At 65.6% G+C, this 17623-nt stretch carries 16 protein-coding genes; 12 read left to right on the forward strand and 4 right to left on the reverse strand.

Going from position 1 to position 17623, the window contains the following annotated elements; all coding sequences use genetic code 11:
* Positions 1-12: 12 nt before the first annotated feature.
* The gene (locus tag IEX43_RS07260) at positions 13-1026 is read right to left on the reverse strand and encodes a pirin family protein (RefSeq protein ID WP_188809691.1); all 1014 of its coding nucleotides are present in this window, start codon (positions 1024-1026) and stop codon (positions 13-15) included.
* Positions 1027-1274: 248 nt separating this feature from the next.
* Between IEX43_RS07260 and IEX43_RS07265 the strand changes: the two genes are divergently transcribed.
* The 6 genes from IEX43_RS07265 to IEX43_RS07290 all read left to right on the forward strand — a co-directional run bounded on the left by IEX43_RS07265 (position 1275) and on the right by IEX43_RS07290 (position 7032).
* Positions 1275-2375 carry an ABC transporter ATP-binding protein gene (locus IEX43_RS07265; protein WP_308422210.1) on the forward strand — a complete coding sequence of 367 codons (1101 nt, stop codon included), beginning with the start codon at positions 1275-1277 and terminating at the stop codon, positions 2373-2375.
* A complete protein-coding gene (locus IEX43_RS07270) occupies positions 2375-3055 on the forward strand; it encodes an ABC transporter permease (RefSeq protein WP_188809693.1) in 681 nt (226 codons plus the stop codon). The genes IEX43_RS07265 and IEX43_RS07270 overlap by 1 nt, the downstream gene beginning before the upstream one ends.
* A complete protein-coding gene (locus IEX43_RS07275) occupies positions 3052-3798 on the forward strand; it encodes an ABC transporter permease (protein WP_104185091.1) in 747 nt (248 codons plus the stop codon). Before IEX43_RS07270 ends, IEX43_RS07275 begins: the two co-directional genes overlap by 4 nt.
* A complete protein-coding gene (locus IEX43_RS07280; protein ID WP_188809694.1) occupies positions 3795-4757 on the forward strand; it encodes an ABC transporter substrate-binding protein in 963 nt (320 codons plus the stop codon). The genes IEX43_RS07275 and IEX43_RS07280 overlap by 4 nt, the downstream gene beginning before the upstream one ends.
* A gap of 148 nt (positions 4758-4905) precedes the next feature.
* Positions 4906-6126, forward strand: a complete 1221-nt coding sequence (locus tag IEX43_RS07285; protein WP_066277595.1) for a pyridoxal phosphate-dependent aminotransferase — start codon at positions 4906-4908, stop codon at positions 6124-6126.
* Between the two features lie 51 nt (positions 6127-6177).
* Entirely contained in the window at positions 6178-7032 is an 855-nt protein-coding gene (locus IEX43_RS07290; protein ID WP_188809695.1) for a polyphosphate kinase 2 family protein, read from the forward strand.
* A 25-nt stretch (positions 7033-7057) separates the two neighbouring features.
* On the opposite strand, the gene IEX43_RS07295 is transcribed toward IEX43_RS07290, so the two are convergent.
* Both IEX43_RS07295 and xseA read right to left on the reverse strand, forming a co-directional pair.
* Positions 7058-7276, reverse strand: coding sequence for an exodeoxyribonuclease VII small subunit (locus IEX43_RS07295; protein ID WP_066277590.1), 219 nt, complete (start codon positions 7274-7276; stop codon positions 7058-7060).
* Positions 7269-8609 (reverse strand): exodeoxyribonuclease VII large subunit, encoded by a 1341-nt coding sequence (gene xseA / locus IEX43_RS07300; RefSeq protein WP_188809696.1) that lies wholly within the window; start codon positions 8607-8609, stop codon positions 7269-7271. The genes IEX43_RS07295 and xseA overlap by 8 nt, the downstream gene beginning before the upstream one ends.
* Positions 8610-8834: 225 nt before the next feature.
* On the opposite strand from xseA, the gene IEX43_RS07305 reads away from it, so the two are divergent.
* Positions 8835-9686 carry a hypothetical protein gene (locus tag IEX43_RS07305; RefSeq protein ID WP_188809697.1) on the forward strand — a complete coding sequence of 284 codons (852 nt, stop codon included), beginning with the start codon at positions 8835-8837 and terminating at the stop codon, positions 9684-9686.
* A 9-nt stretch (positions 9687-9695) separates the two neighbouring features.
* Positions 9696-10775, forward strand: a complete 1080-nt coding sequence (locus tag IEX43_RS07310; protein ID WP_188809698.1) for a 4-hydroxy-3-methylbut-2-enyl diphosphate reductase — start codon at positions 9696-9698, stop codon at positions 10773-10775.
* A 120-nt stretch (positions 10776-10895) separates the two neighbouring features.
* Here the strand turns inward: IEX43_RS07310 and IEX43_RS07315 are convergent, their stop codons facing one another.
* On the reverse strand, positions 10896-12143 hold the full coding sequence (locus tag IEX43_RS07315) for a DNA recombination protein RmuC (protein ID WP_188809699.1): 1248 nt from the start codon (positions 12141-12143) through the stop codon (positions 10896-10898).
* Positions 12144-12243: 100 nt separating this feature from the next.
* On the opposite strand from IEX43_RS07315, the gene ychF reads away from it, so the two are divergent.
* The 4 genes from ychF to IEX43_RS07335 all read left to right on the forward strand — a co-directional run bounded on the left by ychF (position 12244) and on the right by IEX43_RS07335 (position 17602).
* A complete protein-coding gene (gene ychF, locus IEX43_RS07320) occupies positions 12244-13329 on the forward strand; it encodes a redox-regulated ATPase YchF (protein ID WP_188809700.1) in 1086 nt (361 codons plus the stop codon).
* A 38-nt stretch (positions 13330-13367) separates the two neighbouring features.
* Entirely contained in the window at positions 13368-14021 is a 654-nt protein-coding gene (locus tag IEX43_RS07325) for an SDR family NAD(P)-dependent oxidoreductase (RefSeq protein WP_188809701.1), read from the forward strand.
* A gap of 101 nt (positions 14022-14122) precedes the next feature.
* A complete protein-coding gene (locus IEX43_RS07330) occupies positions 14123-15760 on the forward strand; it encodes a cryptochrome/photolyase family protein (protein WP_188809702.1) in 1638 nt (545 codons plus the stop codon).
* 63 nt (positions 15761-15823) lie between these two features.
* Positions 15824-17602, forward strand: a complete 1779-nt coding sequence (locus IEX43_RS07335) for an ABC transporter family substrate-binding protein (protein WP_188809703.1) — start codon at positions 15824-15826, stop codon at positions 17600-17602.
* The last annotated feature ends 21 nt before the right edge of the window (positions 17603-17623 follow it).

The raw sequence follows: 17623 nt of genomic DNA on the forward strand, positions 1-17623 counted from the left end.
GCGCTGGCCTTTTTAGAGCCGCTTCCGGGGCGTCAGCCGCACGCCGGGCAGGGGAGGGGCGGGAATGCGTCCAGCCTCTGGCCCCGCGTCCGGACCGTGGCCGGGAACCAGGCCATACCGTGCCGCCGCCGTTTCCGTGTCCGGGAGGCCGGCCTGCGCCTCCCAGTCGCTTCTGGCCTGCTCCACTTCGTCGTGGGTGCGGCCCACAAAGTTCCACCACATCAGCAGCTCTTCCTGGAAGGGCTCGCCGCCGATGAGGAGGAAGCGCGTCCCGGGGAGCGCCTGCACCTGCAGCTCCGCACGGCCGGTGCCCAGGTAGCCCAGCGGGCCCGGTGGAACCTCCTGCCCGTCCACCGCGAGGCCGCCGTCGAGCACCAGGATGCCGTGCTCAAACCCCGCGTTCAGCGGCAGCACGGCGGCGCCTTCACACAAAATGTCCGCACCCACGATTGGTGAGTACATGGTGGCGGCGGAAGTTGCGCCGGCAAATTCGCCCACCATCACCGTGGCGGTGAAACCCTTACCGCTGACCTGGGGAAGTTCGCGGTGCTGTTCGAAGGCCGGCTCCCGGTGCCGTTCACCGCCGGGCAGGGCAACCCAGAGCTGCAGCCCGCGCTGCACCGGCAGGGCTTCCCCGGCTGGCGGAAGCACGGCGAACTCGGAATGGGAGACGCCGTGGCCCGCCGTCATGATGTTCAGTTCACCCGGCCGGACCACAACATCGCTGCCCACGCTGTCCCGGTGGCGGATGCGGCCGGCCAGCGGCCAGGTCACTGTCTGCAGGCCGGTGTGGGGGTGGGGAAGCACGGACATGGCAGTCCGGTCCGGGCCGAAGCTGTCCAGGAAACACCATGCCCCGATGGTGGGGAGGCCACGCTGCGGAAGCGTCCGCTGGACGTTCATGGCGCGGACTCCGCCGAGCGGCACTTCGCGTTGCGGCCACAGCTGCAGGCAGGGTCCGGAACTGCTTTCAGGGGCCGCCGGCGGACAGAGTTCCTGCTGCGGTGCTATTTCCAAATTGGTCACCCCACCACTTTAGGCCGGTCTTCCCGCGGCGGAACAGCGCCCAGAGCCATGATGGTTCCCGGCCGGAAGGACGGTTCCCATCCGGCACGCCCGCGGCTCCGAATGGTTACAGTAGGGATTCCTTTGCCCGGATTCGGGGCGCTGCAGGTGTTGCCGGCCCCGGTTTGGGTTACCGTAACTATCAGCGTGCTGATGACAATGTCGCGGTGCTTCCAGAGGCCGTCCCAGAGAACAGGTGAGTCCGCGCCATGGACCAGGCCATGATCGAGTTTCAGAGCGTTACCAAGCAGTTCCAGGGCGGGCAGCCGGCCGTGGACAACCTTTCCATGTCCATCGCCAAGGGCTCCATTACCGTCTTCGTGGGCCCGTCAGGCTGCGGCAAGACAACCTCGCTGCGGATGATCAACCGGATGGTGGAACCTACCTCCGGGACCATCACGGTGGACGGCAAGGATGTCACCTCCGTGCCGGCGCCCGAACTCCGCCGCTCCATGGGGTACGTGATGCAGTCGGCCGGGCTGCTGCCCCACCGCTCCGTGCTGGACAACATTGCCACCGTTCCCCGGCTGAACGGCGTGTCCAAGGCGGATGCCCGCCGCCGCGCGGAGGAGCTCCTGGACGTTGTGGGCCTGGCCCGGCCGCTCGCCAAGCGTTACCCGTCCCAACTCTCCGGCGGCCAGCAGCAGCGCGTAGGGGTAGCCCGCGCGCTCGCCGCCGATCCACCCATTTTGCTCATGGATGAGCCGTTCAGCGCCGTGGATCCCGTGGTCCGGGACGAGCTCCAGCAGGAGCTGCTGCGGCTCCAGAAGGACCTGGCCAAGACCATCGTCTTCGTCACGCACGACATCGATGAAGCCACCGTGCTGGGCGACAGGGTGGCCGTCTTCGCGGTGGGCGGAAAACTGGCGCAGTACGCCACGCCGGAGGAAATCCTCCGTGCCCCCGCGAACGACTTCGTGGCCTCCTTCGTGGGACGGGACCGGGGGTTCCGGCACCTTGGCTTTACCGCTTCCGACGGCGTGACCCTCCACTCGGTGCCGACAATCGTCCGCGGCCGCAGCGGCTCCGGAACCGATCCGGACGCAACAAGCGGCTGGCAGCTGGTGGTGGACGAAGGGATGCGCCCGCTGGGCTGGTCCACGCCCGGCACTTCCACCGGCCTCATTCCGGGAGGTTCGTTGTTCCGCCCCGGGGAAAGCCTCCGCCGCGCACTGGACGCTGCGCTGTCCTCGCCGTCGGGCCTCGGCGTCGCAGTGGATACGGAGGGCCGGGTGCAGGGTGTCATCCGGGGCGGCGAAGTACTGGCCCTCATCGAGGAAGCACGCCAGCTCCGTCAGGCTGCACTCTGATGGAGTGGTTCCTGGCCAACATCGACATGGTCCTGGAACGGTCCGGCCAGCACCTGGTGCTTGCCCTGGTCCCCATGGTCCTGGGACTGGTCATCTCCCTTCCTCTGGCGCAGCTGGCCCGGCAGAACCGGGCCCTCCGCTCGGTGGTGCTGACCGCCTCCTCGCTTCTGTACACCATTCCGTCACTCGCACTCTTCATCATCCTTCCCACCATCCTGGGCACCAGGATCCTGGACCCGCTCAACGTGGTGGTGGCCCTGACCATCTACGCGGTTGCGCTCCTGGTCCGTGCCGCACTGGACGCTTTCGACTCGGTGAGCGAGGACGTGGGACAGGCCGCTGTGGCCATGGGATACAAACCGCTGGCCCGGTTCCTGCGGGTGGACCTGCCGCTGTCCCTGCCGGTCATGTTCGCAGGGCTCCGGGTGGTGTCCGTCAGCAACATCTCCCTGGTCAGCGTGGCAGCGCTGCTTGGCATCGGAAACCTGGGCATGCTGTTCACATCAGGACTGCAGCGGGGCTTCATAACGGAAATCGTGGTGGGGATTATTGCCATCCTTGTCCTCGCCCTGCTGATGGACGCTTTGCTTGTCCTGCTGGAACGGCTCCTCACGCCGTGGGAGCGGGCCGGAAAGATCCGCCCGGGACTGGTGCCGGCCGCTGAGGGGGACCGGGCATGAGCAACGTTTTCACCGACACCTTCGCCTGGCTGGCCGATCCGCTGCACTGGACCGGCGCCGCAGGAATACCCGCCCGGCTGGGAGAGCACCTCCAGTACACCGGCCTGGTCATGCTGATCGCTGTTGCCATTGCCGTCCCCGTTGGCATGTACGTGGGCCACACGGGCAGGGGAAGGGTTGCCGTGGTGGCGCTCGCCGGTGCGCTGCGCGCCTTGCCCACCCTGGGCCTGCTGACACTCTTCGTGCTGCTCGCCGGGATCGGGCTGATGCCGCCCATCTGGGCGCTCGTTATCCTCACGGTTCCCCCGCTGCTGGCCGGCACCTATGCCGGTATTTCCAGCGTGGACCGCAACGTGGTGGATGCCGCCCGCGCCATGGGCATGACCGAACTGCAGGTCCTGTTCCGGGCTGAACTGCCCAACGCCCTCACCGTCATGTTTGGCGGCTTCCGGACCGGCGTGCTGCAGGTCATCGCCACGGTCTCCGTGGTGGCCTACATCAACCTTGGCGGTTTGGGCCGCTACCTTTTCGACGGCCTGGTCCTCAGCGACTTCCCCCAGATGCTCGGTGGGTCCCTGCTCATCGCAGCGCTGGCCATCGCCGTCGACCTCGTCCTGTCCCTTTTCCAGAGGCTGTTCCTGGCAACAGGCGCCTCCGGCCAGTCCCGCCGCAGCCAGCAGGCTGCGGCCGATCTCACAGACCCCGTCCTCACGGAGGCTGTGGTACAAGGAGGTAAATCATGAAGGAAAGCCGTCCACACCACCTCGGCAGGCGGGCATTCAGCGGGCTCGCCGCCGGGCTCGGCCTGGCCATGGCATTGTCCGCGTGCGGAGGGTCCTCCGATCCGCTGAGCAACGCGCCGGCCACCACCGGAGCAGCCTCCGGGGAAGCAACGTCCCTCGTCGTCGGCTCGGCTGACTTCCCGGAAAGCCAGATCGTGGCGGAACTCTACGCAGGAGCCCTGACCGCCGCCGGCATCACCGCCACCACCAAGCCGAACATCGGCTCCCGCGAGGTGTACATCAAGGCCGTCCAGGACGGATCGGTGGATGTGGTTCCGGACTACACGGGCAACCTCCTGCTGCACGTGGACAAGGAAGCGTCCGAGGAGTCGGCGGAGGACATCGCGGCGGCCCTGCCGGAGAAGCTGCCGGACGGACTGGCGGTGCTGGAACCCTCCAAGGCCGAGAACAAGGATGCCATGGTGGTCACCAAGGCCACGGCCGAGAAGTACCAGCTGAAGTCCCTCGAGGACCTGGCCAAGGTGTGCAGCGAGATCGTGGTGGGCGCCCCCGCCACCTTCGCCGAGCGGGCCTACGGGCTGCCCGGCCTGAAGGAGAACTACAACTGCGAGCCGAAGAAACTGGAGCCCTTCAGTGACGGCGGCGGTCCCGTGACGCTCAAGGCGCTCCTGGAGGACCAGGTGCAGGTGGCGGACATCTACACCACAACCCCGTCCATCGCCGACAACGATCTTGTGGTCCTTGAAGACCCCAAGAACAACTTCATCGCCCAGCAGGTGGTTCCGCTGTACAACGAGGCGAAGATGACCGACACGGCCAGGGAGGCCCTCAACTCGGTGTCCCGCATCCTGACCACCGAGGACCTCATTAACCTGAACCGTGCCGTCAGCGGCAGCCAGAAGCAGGGTGCCAAGGAAGCGGCGGACGCCTGGCTCAAGGAAAAGGGCATCATCAAGTAGGGCTTCCTTCCTGACCACAAGCAGTACGACGGCGGCTGCCGGACTTCCAGAAGTCCGGCAGCCGCCGTCGTCCGCTCCGGGTGGCGGCGCGCGCACCCTGTGGCTAAGTCTCAACGGCCGTCCATCCTTCCTGTGGCATATTTGAGGAATGGCAGAATTCAGGCAGTCCACCAAGCTCAACAACGTCCTTTATGACATTCGTGGGCCGATCCTCCAGGCTGCCCAGCAGATGGAAGCGGAGGGGCACCGGATCCTCAAGCTGAACATCGGAAATCCCGCGCCGTTTGGCTTTGAAGCGCCGGACGCCATCCTCGTGGACATGATCCGCCACCTGCCGCACGCCCAGGGCTACAGCGATTCCCGGGGCATCTTCTCCGCACGGACCGCCGTCTCGCAGTACTACCAGACCCGGGACATCCAGAACATCCACGTGGATGACATCTACCTGGGCAACGGCGTCAGCGAACTCATCACCATGTCCCTGATGGCCCTGCTCAATGACGGTGACGAAGTCCTGATCCCCACTCCGGACTACCCGCTGTGGACCGCGTCCGTGGCGCTCGCCGGCGGCAGGCCCGTCCACTACCTCTGCGACGAGGAAACGGGCTGGCAGCCGGACCTTGAGGACATGGAAGCCAAGATCACGCCGCGCACCAAGGGACTCGTGGTCATCAATCCGAACAACCCCACCGGCGCGGTCTACCCGGAAGAGACGCTGAAGAAGATCGTTGCCCTCGCTGAGAAGCACGGCCTGGTGGTCTTCGCCGACGAGATCTACGAAAAGATCCTGTACGAGGACGCAGTCCACATCAATCTGGCCAAACTGACCGGCGACGACGTCCTGTGCCTGACGTTCAGCGGCCTGTCCAAGGCGTACCGGGTATGCGGCTACCGGGCCGGCTGGATGGCCATCTCAGGCCCCAAGAAGGACGCGGCGGACTACCTCGAAGGCATCAGCCTCCTGGCCAACATGCGCCTGTGCGCCAACGTTCCGGCCCAGCATGCCATCCAGACGGCGCTGGGCGGGTACCAGAGCATCAACGACCTGATCCTGCCCGGCGGGCGCCTGCTGGAGCAGCGCAACAAGGCCTACGACATGCTCAACGCCATCCCCGGCGTGAGCACCCAGCAGGCGCGGGGCGCACTCTACCTCTTCCCGAAGCTGGACCCCGAGGTCTACCACATCCGCGACGACGAGAAGTTCGTCCTGGACCTGCTCAGGGAACAAAAGATCCTGGTGTCCCACGGCAGGGCCTTCAACTGGGTCCGCCCGGACCACTTCCGCATGGTCACCCTGCCCAACGTCAAGGACATCGAAGAAGCGGTGGGCCGGATGGGGGACTTCCTCAGCAGGTACCAGGGCAACTAGCCTGTGCTCACGGGCGCTTCGATCCCGTGGAACTTCGCGAAAGGATTTCCCATGTCCGCCGCCACAGGCTTTGATCAGCACCCCTCTGAGACCCTGCGGGCAGGAAAGGGTTTTTCGCTGGCCGGCGTGGACCCTGATTCCACGCCGGGCTTCAAGGGCACCAAGGAGGACGGCCAGGCCCTGCTGGCGGAACTCGACGACGGGCTGGCGGAACTGCAGGAAAAGCTGTTCGCCGAGTCCCGGTTCGGCGGCCGCAAGCGTCTCCTGCTGATCCTCCAGGCCATGGACACCGCGGGCAAGGGCGGCATCGTCAACCATGTGATGGCCGCTATGGATCCCCAAGGTGTGCAGTTCAAGGCCTTCAAGGCTCCCACGGATGAAGAAAAATCCTACGATTTCCTGTGGCGGATCGAAAAGGAAGTACCCGCCGCCGGGATGGTGGGGGTGTTCGACCGTTCCCACTACGAGGACGTCCTGATCCACCGCGTCCACCGCTGGGCCAGCCCGGAGGAGATCAAGCGCCGGTACGTGGCCATCAACGAGTTCGAGGCCAGGCTCAGCAGTTCCGGAACCACGGTGGTCAAGGTGATGCTCCACATCAGTGGAGACGAGCAGAAGGAGCGGCTGCTGGCCCGGCTGGACAACCCGGCCAAGCACTGGAAGTACAGCCGCGGCGACCTTGACGAGCGGGCTTTCTGGGAGGACTACATGAGCGCCTACCAGGCTGCCATCGATGAAACCAACACCCCGAATGCGCCCTGGCACGTGGTCCCTGCCAACAAGAAGTGGTTCGCCCGGATCGCCGTGCAGCAGCTGCTGCTCGGTGCCCTCAACGGCATGGACCTTCAATGGCCCAAGGCCGAGTTCGACGTCGCCCTGGAACGCGAGCTGGTAGTGCGGTCCTGACGCTTCCTTTCAGCCCGCGGCGGGCCTAGAGCGGCTGGTCGCGGGCAGCTGCCAGCCGCTTCCGGGCGCCTTCCAGCCATTCCTCGCACCGTGCGGCCAGGGCCTCGCCGCGTTCCCACAGGGCCAGGGATTCTTCAAGACTGGCGCCGCCGGCCTCAAGTTTTCCCACCACAGCGATGAGCTGCTCACGGGCCTCCTCATAGCTCAGTGCCTGGATGTCGGCCGCTGGTTTCTGCTCAGTCATTCAGTTCTCCGGTTTCGGTAATGGGCTGTTCAAGTGTCCCGGTGGAGGTTGCGCCGAATCGGCCTTCAGCCACGCGGATGGACAGGGGCGAGCCGGGCGGAGCTTCGGCCGGGCGGCGCACCACGGCATGGCCGGCGGTGCCGGCTTCTTCCGCCCGCTTTCCGGCGAGTTCGACGACGGCGTACCCCCGGTCCAGCGTCTTCTGCGGCGACAGCGCCCGCACCTGGGCTTTCAGGTGCTCCAGCTGGTCGGCCGCGCGGACCACGGAGGAGCTGACGGCGGCGGAGGACCTCCGGAGCAGCCGCTCAATTTCCTCGGACCGGATGGTCACGAGTCCTTCCGGCGCTGCCAGCACGGGCCGTGAGTGGAGGGACGCCAGGCGGTCCGATTCCCTGTCCACCAGGCGTTCCATGCACCGGCGCAGCTGCACCCTTGCCTGGCGGACCCCTGCCAGTTCCTCGGATACTTCCGGGACTATCCGCTTGGCGGCGTCCGTGGGCGTGGAAGCCCTTAGGTCAGCGACGTCGTCCAGCAGCGGACGGTCCGCCTCGTGGCCGATGGCGCTGACCACCGGGGTGGCGGCGGCGGCCACGGCACGGATCAGTTCTTCGCTGTTGAAGGGCAGGAGGTCTTCCAGGGCTCCGCCGCCGCGGGCGATCACGATGACATCCACTTCGGGCAGGGCGTCCAGGTCGCGGAGGGCGCGGACCACCTGGGCCACCGCGGTGTTCCCCTGCACTGCCACCTCCCGGATTTCGAACTCGACTGCCGGCCAGCGCAGGGCTGCGTTGCGCAGGATGTCCTTCTTGGCGTCGGAATCGCGGCCGGTAATGAGGCCGATGCGGTGCGGCAGCAGGGGCAGGGGCTTCTTGCGGGAGTCCGCGAAGAGCCCTTCGGCGGAGAGCGCCTGGCGCAGCCGCTCGATCCGGGCCAGGAGATCGCCCAGGCCCACCGGCCTGATGTCCCTGACCAACATGTTCAGCCGGCCGGTCTTGAGCCAGAATTCCGGCTTCAGCAAGGCAACCACGCGGGAGCCCCGCTCCAGCGGCAGGTTCTGGCGCTCCAGCACCTTGGTCCACACGGACGCAGGCAGCGACACCTCGGCGTCGACATCCCGCAGGGTGAGGTAGGCGTTGGTGCCCCGGCGGTTCAGCTCAATAACCTGCCCTTCAACCCAAGCAGACGGCGTACGGTCGATATGGGCTTTGAGCTTCTGTGACAGCAGCTGGAGCGGCCACGGATTGTCCGGGCTGGTCTCGGCAGCAGTGGCAGGCAGGGTGGTGGGCGGCTCGAGCTGCTGGCCGGGGACCGGAAGCGACGCCTGTTCAGACATGCGGACGCTCGTGGCGGGCTGGAGCTGCGGGCATGGGGTCCTTCGTCCGTTGGTCGGCTGGTTGTTTCGGAGCGCTCGTTGCAATAAAAGCTGGTTGAAATAAAAGCTGGCGGTGTCCGGCGGTCATTCAACCTTATCCATAAGCTCTACCACCACGGACTGACAAGGGTGCCGCCCGGGGCCCGCCTAGGATGGGGTGACCCCTGCCAACATGAAGGATCCTCCGTGCGAAGTTTTGTTTCCGCTGCCGCCGCCGTACTGGCTGTGCTGCTGGCCGCCGTCGCAATCCCCGCCATCTGGCTTGACCGCAACATCGTCCAGGAGCAGGGCTTCGTTGAGCTGGCCGCTCCGCTCGGAAGGAACCCCGGGTTCCAGCAGCAGCTGGCCGTGGCAGCGGTGGCAACCATCGACACCAGCGCCGTTCCAGGTTTCCTCTCGGATCTGGTCCAACCGGTGCTGGAGGACGCCGCGTCCGCACTGACCGCCCTGCCGGAGTATCCGGCCGCGTGGGAGGAAACGCTGCGCAAGAGCCACCGTCTCAGCTTTGCCGGCCCGGCAACGGACGACGGCGGATCAGCCCCTGCGTCGTCCCTCACCCTGGACGTCGCTCCCTTGGTGTCGCTGGGTGCCGGGGAAATTTCACGCACCACCGGGTTGCCCCTGGACCCGCCGGACCAGACCCTCATCAACGTGGGCCAGCCTGAGCACAAGGAATGGACTGAGAGGCTCACCACGTATGCCCCCGCCGGCTACCTGCTGGCCGGAGGTGCAGCCATTGCACTGCTCCTGGCCCTGGTGGCTGCGAACCGGCGCTGGACAGTGGTTGCCGGAGCAGGAGCAGGCGCGCTTCTGCTGGCGGCTGCGTGGACCGTCGGTGCCGGGATTGCCTCCGCTGCTGCTGTGTCCGCGGACAGCGGAAATGAGGTTGCCAACATGTTCAGGGATGAATTCGTGCCTGCCGCTGCAGCAGATTTCCAGGGCTGGACCATGGCAGCGGCCGCTGGAGGCGGTGTGCTGTTGCTGATGGGCCTGGTGGCCGGGTTCGCCACGCGAAAGCGGGCCCGGGCAAGCCGGTAGCATGGAGTAATGACCCCCTCAGCTGTTTCCCTTTCGATGCCCACCATCCCGCGTAGGCGCCGCTCACCTGAGGAAGTAGCTGCCGCAGCCCCCGTCTCCGGAACCAAGAAGGTGCTGCTCGCTGCTCCCCGCGGTTACTGTGCCGGCGTTGACCGTGCGGTCATCGCCGTCGAGAAGGCCCTGGAACACTACGGTCCTCCGGTGTACGTGCGGAAGCAGATCGTCCACAACGTGCACGTGGTCAGCTCCCTGGAGGAACAGGGTGCCATCTTCGTCGACGAAACGGACGAAGTGCCCGAAGGTGCCCTGGTCATCTTCTCGGCCCACGGCGTATCGCCTGCAGTGGTCCAGTCCGCCGAGGACCGCGGCCTGCGCACCATCGATGCCACCTGCCCCCTGGTGACCAAGGTCCACAAGGAGGCCGTCCGGTTTGCCAAGGACGATTTCGACATCCTGCTGATCGGCCACGACGGCCATGAGGAAGTCGAGGGCACGGCGGGGGAAGCGCCGGAACACATCCAGATCATCAACGGCCCGCACGAGGTGGACAAGGTAACCGTCCGGGACCCGGAGAAGGTGATCTGGCTTTCCCAGACCACCCTCAGCGTCGACGAAACCATGGAAACGGTCCGCCTGCTCAAGCAGCGGTTCCCCACCCTGCAGGATCCGCCCAGCGACGACATCTGCTACGCCACCACCAACCGCCAGGTGGCCATCAAGAAGATCTCGCCGCAGGCAGACCTGGTGATCGTGGTGGGCTCAGCGAACTCCTCCAACTCTGTCCGCCTGGTGGAAGTGGCTCTGGAGTACGGGGCGAAGGCGTCCTACCGCGTAGATTTCGCGAACGAGGTTGATGAAGCCTGGTTTGAAGGCGTCGCCACTGTCGGCGTGACTTCCGGGGCATCAGTCCCGGAAGTCCTGGTCCAGGACGTCCTGCGCCTGCTGGCCGATTACGGCTACGGCACCGTGGAGGAAGTTGTTACGGCAGAGGAAGACCTGCTCTTCTCACTGCCCAAGGAACTCCGGGCAACACTCAAGCAGGCCGGCGACGTCAGCCGTGCCCTGGGCGGACGCCGCTCGCGGGACTGACCAGCGCACGGCCGGGACTGCGCAGCCCGCAGTGCGCGCAGCCAGTGACCACGCATCTGATCTTTGTGGAAGTGGGCCCGGCAACTGCCGGGCCCACTTTTTTGCCTCTTGGCGTTTCTGTCAGGCTGCTTCGTGGTCGCTTTGCAGCTCAGGTGCCGCCAGGGCCCGCGGCGTGACCTCGACGACCGGAGGGGCAGCAAGTCCGGACTCCTCAAGCGAGTTCAGCTTCCGCGCCGTGGGAAGGACGCGGGCTTCCAGGGTCCCCACCATGGCGTTGTAGCGGTCCACTGACGATTTCAGGGACGAGCCCAGCTTGGTGACGTTCTCGCCCAGGGTCCCCATCCGGTCGTACAGCTGCCGCGCCAGTTCGAACAACTCCCTGGCGCTGTCCGTGAGGACGTCCTGCCGCCAGGTGAAGGCCACAGACTTCAGAACGGCCAGCAGCGTGCTGGGTGACGCCAGGACCACGTTCTTCGACAGTGCGTGGTCGAGGAGCCCGGCGTCGGCCATGAGCGCGGCGGCCAGGATGGACTCGGCAGGAATGAAGCAGATCACGAGTTCGGGGGAGTTGCCCGGAATGTCCCAGTACTTCTTGCTGCTCAGGGAATCAACGTGTGCCCTCAGTGCCTTGGCATGGGCGGCCAGCAGCGCCTGCTGGTTTCGGCGGTCGCTCCCGGACAGCGGTCCGGTGTGCCGGGCGCTGGAATCCTCGGCCGGGCGGAGGTCCTGCGACGCACCCAGTTCCTGGGCTTCCAAGTAGGAGGAAAGCGGTACTTTTGCGTCCACCACCAGCTGCTTTTCGCCCGGCAGCTGTACCACCAGGTCCGGCCTTATGCCCGTATCATGACCGGCGCTGTGGACCTGCTCCACGAAATCGACGTGCCGCAGCATGCCCGATGCTTCCACCACCCGGCGGAGCTGGACTTCGCCCCACTGGCCCCGGGCACTGTTGGACCTCAGGGCAGACTCCAGGGCGTGGGTGGAACGGATGAGCTGTTCATCGGAGAGCCGAGCTTCCTGCAGTTGCTGGGCGAGCTGGCCGTACTGCTCCACCCGGTCCCGTTCCAGCAGCGCCACCTGCTGCTGGACAGCCGTCAGTTTTTCCGCCACCGGGGCAAGTGCGCGCAGCACGCTGCCGTCCTGCGTCCTGGCCTCACCCAGCTCGCGGTTCTGTGCCGCCAAAAGCCTTCGCTCGGCGTCGGCCGCGGCAAACTGCGCGCTGACCTCTGAAAGCCGTGACGACACGGCGTCGAAGTCCTCTTCCAGGCCGCGGGTGTTTTTCCGCAGCACGAAGAACACGGCGGCAGCACCCGCAAAGGCACCCAGCAGCAGCATGAACAAAGCAAGAATCAACGCGAAACCATCCATGCCCTCACTGTCGCATGGGGCTGTGACATTTTGCCGAAGCGACATTTTCCCGGACCGGCGCCGGACCCCGGGCCGCCGGCTGCGGGTAGAATAAATCCTCGTGGCTCTTACTATTGGCATCGTCGGACTGCCCAACGTCGGCAAATCAACTCTCTTCAACGCACTCACCCGCAACCAGGTCCTGGCCGCGAACTACCCGTTCGCCACCATCGAACCCAACGTCGGCGTCGTGAACCTGCCCGACCCCCGGCTTCAGAAGCTGGCTGAGATCTTCGGATCGCAGCGCCTCCTGCCCGCGCCGGTGTCGTTCGTGGACATCGCCGGCATCGTCAAGGGCGCCTCTGAAGGAGAAGGCCTGGGCAACAAGTTCCTGGCCAACATCCGCGAAGCCGAAGCCATTGCCCAGGTGGTGCGGGTGTTCGATGACCCCGATGTCATCCACGTCGACGGCAAGGTGGACCCCCAGTCCGACATGGAAACCATCAACACCGAGCTCATCCTGGCCGACCTGCAGACTATCGAGAACGCCATTCCGCGGATCGAAAAGGAAGTCAAGATCAAGAAGCGGGAAGCTGCGGAGCTTGCCGCCATCAAGGCAGCCCAGGTGGTCCTGGAGCGCGGCGACACCATCTTCTCTTCCATCAAGAGCGACAAGCTCGAAATGGAACACCTCAAGGAGCTTGGCCTCCTGACGGCCAAGCCCTTCATCTACGTCTTCAACGCCGATGAAGGCATCCTGGGCAGTCCCGAAAAGCAGGAGGAACTGCGGGCCATGGTTGCCCCGGCGGACGCCGTTTTCCTTGATGCCAAGCTCGAAGCCGACCTCGTGGAACTGGACGAGGAAGAAGCCCGCGAGATGCTGGAAATGAACGGCCAGGACGAATCCGGGCTGGACCAGCTGGCGCGCGTCGGCTTCCACACGCTGGGGCTGCAGACCTACCTGACCGCCGGCCCCAAGGAAACCCGCGCCTGGACCATCCGCCAAGGTGATACTGCACCGCAGGCCGCCGGGGTAATCCACTCCGACTTCCAGCGCGGCTTCATCAAGGCCGAGGTGGTGTCCTTCAACGACCTGGTGGAAGCCGGTTCCATGGCGGAGGCCAAATCACGCGGCAAGGTCCGTATTGAGGGCAAGGAATACGTGATGGCCGACGGCGACGTGGTGGAGTTCCGCTTCAACGTCTAGCCCACAGGATTTTCGGGCACGTGACCTAGGATCTACCCATGACGACTCTTCAGGGTGCGGTTGTTTTGGTAGTCGGCGCCACTGGCGGACTCGGTTCGCGCATCGCCGCCCAGCTGGAAAGTAAGGGCGCCATCGTCGCCCGGTCGTCTAAGTCTGCTGGGCACGATCTGCGCGCACCCTCCGTGATCCAGGAGGTCTTGGATGAGACGAATGCGCAGTACGGACGCCTCGACGGGCTAGTGGTTGCGTCCGGGGTCGTCGCCTTCGGCGCCGCATCAGACCTTGAACCCGCCACGGTGGACGAACTTTTCGCTGTGAATACGACCAGTCCGATCCAGCTCATTACCCAGAGCCAGCCCTACCTCGCGGCCTCGGCACGTGAGGGCCGGGAGCCCTTCGTTGTCACACTGAGCGGCGTTGTCGCCGAGGCGCCTGTCGCTGGTCTGGCAGCATACTCGGCGTCGAAGGCTGGGCTTGCGGCCTTCGTTGTCGCAGCGGCGCGCGAATATCGCCGCGCGGGCATCCGAATCGTGGACGCCCGCCCGGGCCACACTGGCACGGCGCTGTCCGAACATCCGATCGCCGGGTCAGCGCCGAGATTCGGCGCGGGGCTGGATCCAGACCTGGTTGCATCGCGGATTGTCACTGCGATCGTCGATGGCGAGAAGGATCTGCCCAGCACCGCCTTCTAGGTTCGGCCGAGGCCCTGCAACTGAGCGCCAAAGAAGCTAATGGACCCCGAAGCGGGTTCATTGGTGGCGGCGGAGGCGTCCAATCCATCTAGGGTGGGGGAATGACGTCCGGCCCGCCTCTGCGCCTGGTTCTGCCGCATCAGTTGTTCAGGGAGCACTTCGATGCGGCAGACGGTACCGTGTTTGTGCTGATCGAGCATGACCTGCTCTTTCGCCAGTACTCGTTCCACTCCCACAAGCTGGTCCTGCACCGGGCGTCCATGAACCGTTTCGCCCGCCGCCTCGGCGGGACGGGCCACGAGGTCGTCGTCCTCCGCAGTGACGCCGGCCGCAGCTCCCGCCAGCAGCTCGCAGACCTGTTGCGCCACCGCCGCCCGGCCCAGGTGACGTGGTTCGACGTGGTGGACGACTGGCTTGAACAGGACCTGTATTCCGGCCTGGCCGACGGCGGCTACCGGATGCGCGGCGAAGACGTGCTGGAGACGCCGAACTTCCTCACCGACCGCGGCCAGATTGACGCTTGGTTTGCCGCCAACGCTGCCCGCATGCACGACTTCTACGTGTGGCAGCGGCGCCGGCTCGGCGTCCTTGTCGACGGCGGCGGGAAGCCGGCCGGCGGGAAATGGTCCTTTGACGCAGACAACCGGAAGAAACTTCCCCGGGGGTACTCACCCCGCACGGTGGGCAGGTTTGCGCGCCACCCCATCCATCAGCTGGAGGGGACCTTCGATTTTGAAGCCCTCACCGGACAAGAAGCCGCTGCCGGAGACGAACCGCCCGACGACGAACCGCCCGACGACGTCGACCAGGCGATTGCCTGGGTGGCGGAGGAGTTTCCGGATGCTCCGGGCGATCCCGCCCTCTTTGCCTGGCCCACGAGCGCGGACGAGGCACGCAGGCACCTGCACGAGTTCGTCCGCGAGCGGCTGGAGGACTTCGGCCCCTACGAGGATGCAATTTCCACCACGCATCCGTTTATCGCCCATGGCCTGCTCACGCCGGCGTTGAACATCGGGCTGCTGGACCCGCGGGAGATCCTGGAGGCCGTGCTAGAGAATGCAGGCCCAAATACTCCCCTTGCCTCCCTGGAGGGTTTCGTCCGGCAGGTGATTGGCTGGCGTGAATACGTGCGCGCCACCTACCGGACCCGCGGCCGGCAGATGCGCACTGCCAACCGGTTGAACCACAGCAATGGGCTGGGGGACGGGTGGTGGGACGCGGGCACCGGGCTGGCTCCGGTGGACATGGTGATCTCGCGGGTACTTGCTACGGGGTATGCCCACCACATTGAGCGGTTGATGGTCCTGGGCAACGCCATGTCCCTGCTGCGGATCCATCCCGACGACGTCTACGAATGGTTTATGGAACTCTTCGTCGACGCGTACGACTGGGTGATGGTCCCCAACGTGTACGCCATGAGCCAGTTCGCGGCGGGGGAGGAGATCACCACGAAACCGTACGTTTCGGGCAGCAACTACCTCCGCAGGATGTCGGACCTGCCTGCCGGGGAATGGATGACTGACTGGGACGGGCTGTACTGGACCTTCGTCGATGACCATCGGGAGGTCTTCGAAAGGAATCCCCGCTCGCGGATGGCGGTCTCCCTGTTGGACAACATGGACCCGGACAAGCGGCGGGAGCACCGCCGTCGTGCTAAAGCCCTGCTCGGCGTAGGACGGGAAGCAACACGGCTGCTGCGGACGGCACCGCCAATCGAGGGCCCGGACGCCTTATCCTGAGTACAGGGCGTGATCCTGGCGATTCCAGGAGCCCCTCCCGCAGAAGGAAAACAAGGAGGCGGCATGCCGTTCAGGCGTCTGGTGCGCTACATCACCGCGGCGGTGGCTTCCGCCCTGGTCCTGTCGGGGTGCTCGGGCAACGGCGGCACCACCCCTGTGGTGGTGGGGGAGGCCGAGCGCGGCGGCAGCGTGAGCGTCGCGGAGGTCAACGCGTTCTCGTCCTTCAACCCGTACAGCGCGGACGGCAACACCGATATCAACTCCAAGATCGGTTACATCACCCACTCGGGTTTCTACTACCTGGATGACGCCGCAAAAGTGGTGCGGAACGAAAAATTCGGGCGCTATGAGAAGGTCTCGGACCAGCCGCTGAAGGTCAGATACACCGTCAACGAGGGCGTCAAATGGTCCGACGGCGAGGCGGTCGACGCCGGCGACCTCCTCCTGAGCTGGGCGGCCGGGTCAGGGTATTTTGACGACGCCGACGCCCTGGCGGGGACAGGCAGCAAATACTTTGCGGTAGCCTCCGACACCAGCGGCCTTGCCGGCACCGTGCTGCCGGAAATCGGGGCAGACGGCCGTTCCATCACCCTGGAATACGCTGTGCCCTACGCTGACTGGGAAGTGGCGTTCGACGTCGGCCTGCCGGCACACGTGGTGGCAGCGAAAGGCGGCCTGAACGACGAAGAGGACCTGATCGACCTGATCCGGGACTCGCCCCGCGGCAATGAGGAGGAGCCTGCAGTCAACGAACCCCTCAAGCAGGTCAGCGACTTCTGGAACTCCGGGTTTGACTCCAAAAGCCTGCCCGATGACCCGTCCGTGTTCCTCTCCAGCGGCCCGTACATCGTCCGCGACATCGTCCCCGAAGTCTCCATGACCCTCGTCCGGAACCGCGACTACGTGTGGGGCCAGGAGCCCTGGCTGGATGAAATAACCGTCCGCTTCACAGGTTCCGTGCCCACGGCAGTCGAAGCGCTCCGCAACGGCCAAGCGGACATCATCTCGCCACAGCCCTCCGCCGAGACCGGGGAACTCCTGGCAGAACTCGCGGACCAGGGCAACACCGTCGAGTGGTACAACCAGTCAGGCTACGACCACCTGGACCTCAACTTCTCCGGGCCGTTCGCCGACGAGGACGTCCGCCAGGCATTCCTCAAGGCGGTACCCCGCCAGGCCATCATGGACGCCGTGGTGGGCGACAGGCAGCCCGATGCGGCGCCGCTGGATTCGCACGTCTTCCTTCCCGCCCAGCCGAAATATAACGACACCGCCAAGAACAACGGCTCGTCGGACTACGCGGAGGTGGACATCGACGGGGCAAAGGCGCTCCTGGATGGTGACACCCCCACCATCCGGATCCTCTACAACCGGGACAACCCCAACCGCGCCATAGCGTTTTCCCTGATTCGGGATTCCGCCGCGCTCGCAGGGTTCGACGTGGTCGATGCAGGGCAGGGGAGTGCTGACTGGGCCCGGGCACTCGGTGGCGGAGGCTACGACGCCGCGCTGCTGGGATGGATTGGCACCGCCGCTGGGGTCAGCCGCGTCCCCCAGATTTTCCGCACCGGAGCCGGCAGCAACTTCAACGGCTTTTCCGACGGCGACGCCGACAGGCTGATGGAACAGCTTGCCGGCACCACGGACCTGGGCAAGCAGGATGAGCTCCTGGCCGAGATCGACAAACAGATCTGGGAAAACGCCTATGGCCTACCGCTGTACCAGACCATTGGCGCCACAGCCTTCAGCGCCCGGGTGGCCGGGGTCAAGACGAGCGCCGGCCCCTTGGGTGTCTGGTGGAACGTGTGGGACTGGCGCCTGGCGCAGCCGGCGTCGTCCTGAAATTTCTGGGCAAAACCTTCC

Origin of the sequence: Pseudarthrobacter polychromogenes, from assembly GCF_014644495.1 — a bacterium.
GTDB lineage: Bacteria > Actinomycetota > Actinomycetes > Actinomycetales > Micrococcaceae > Arthrobacter > Arthrobacter polychromogenes.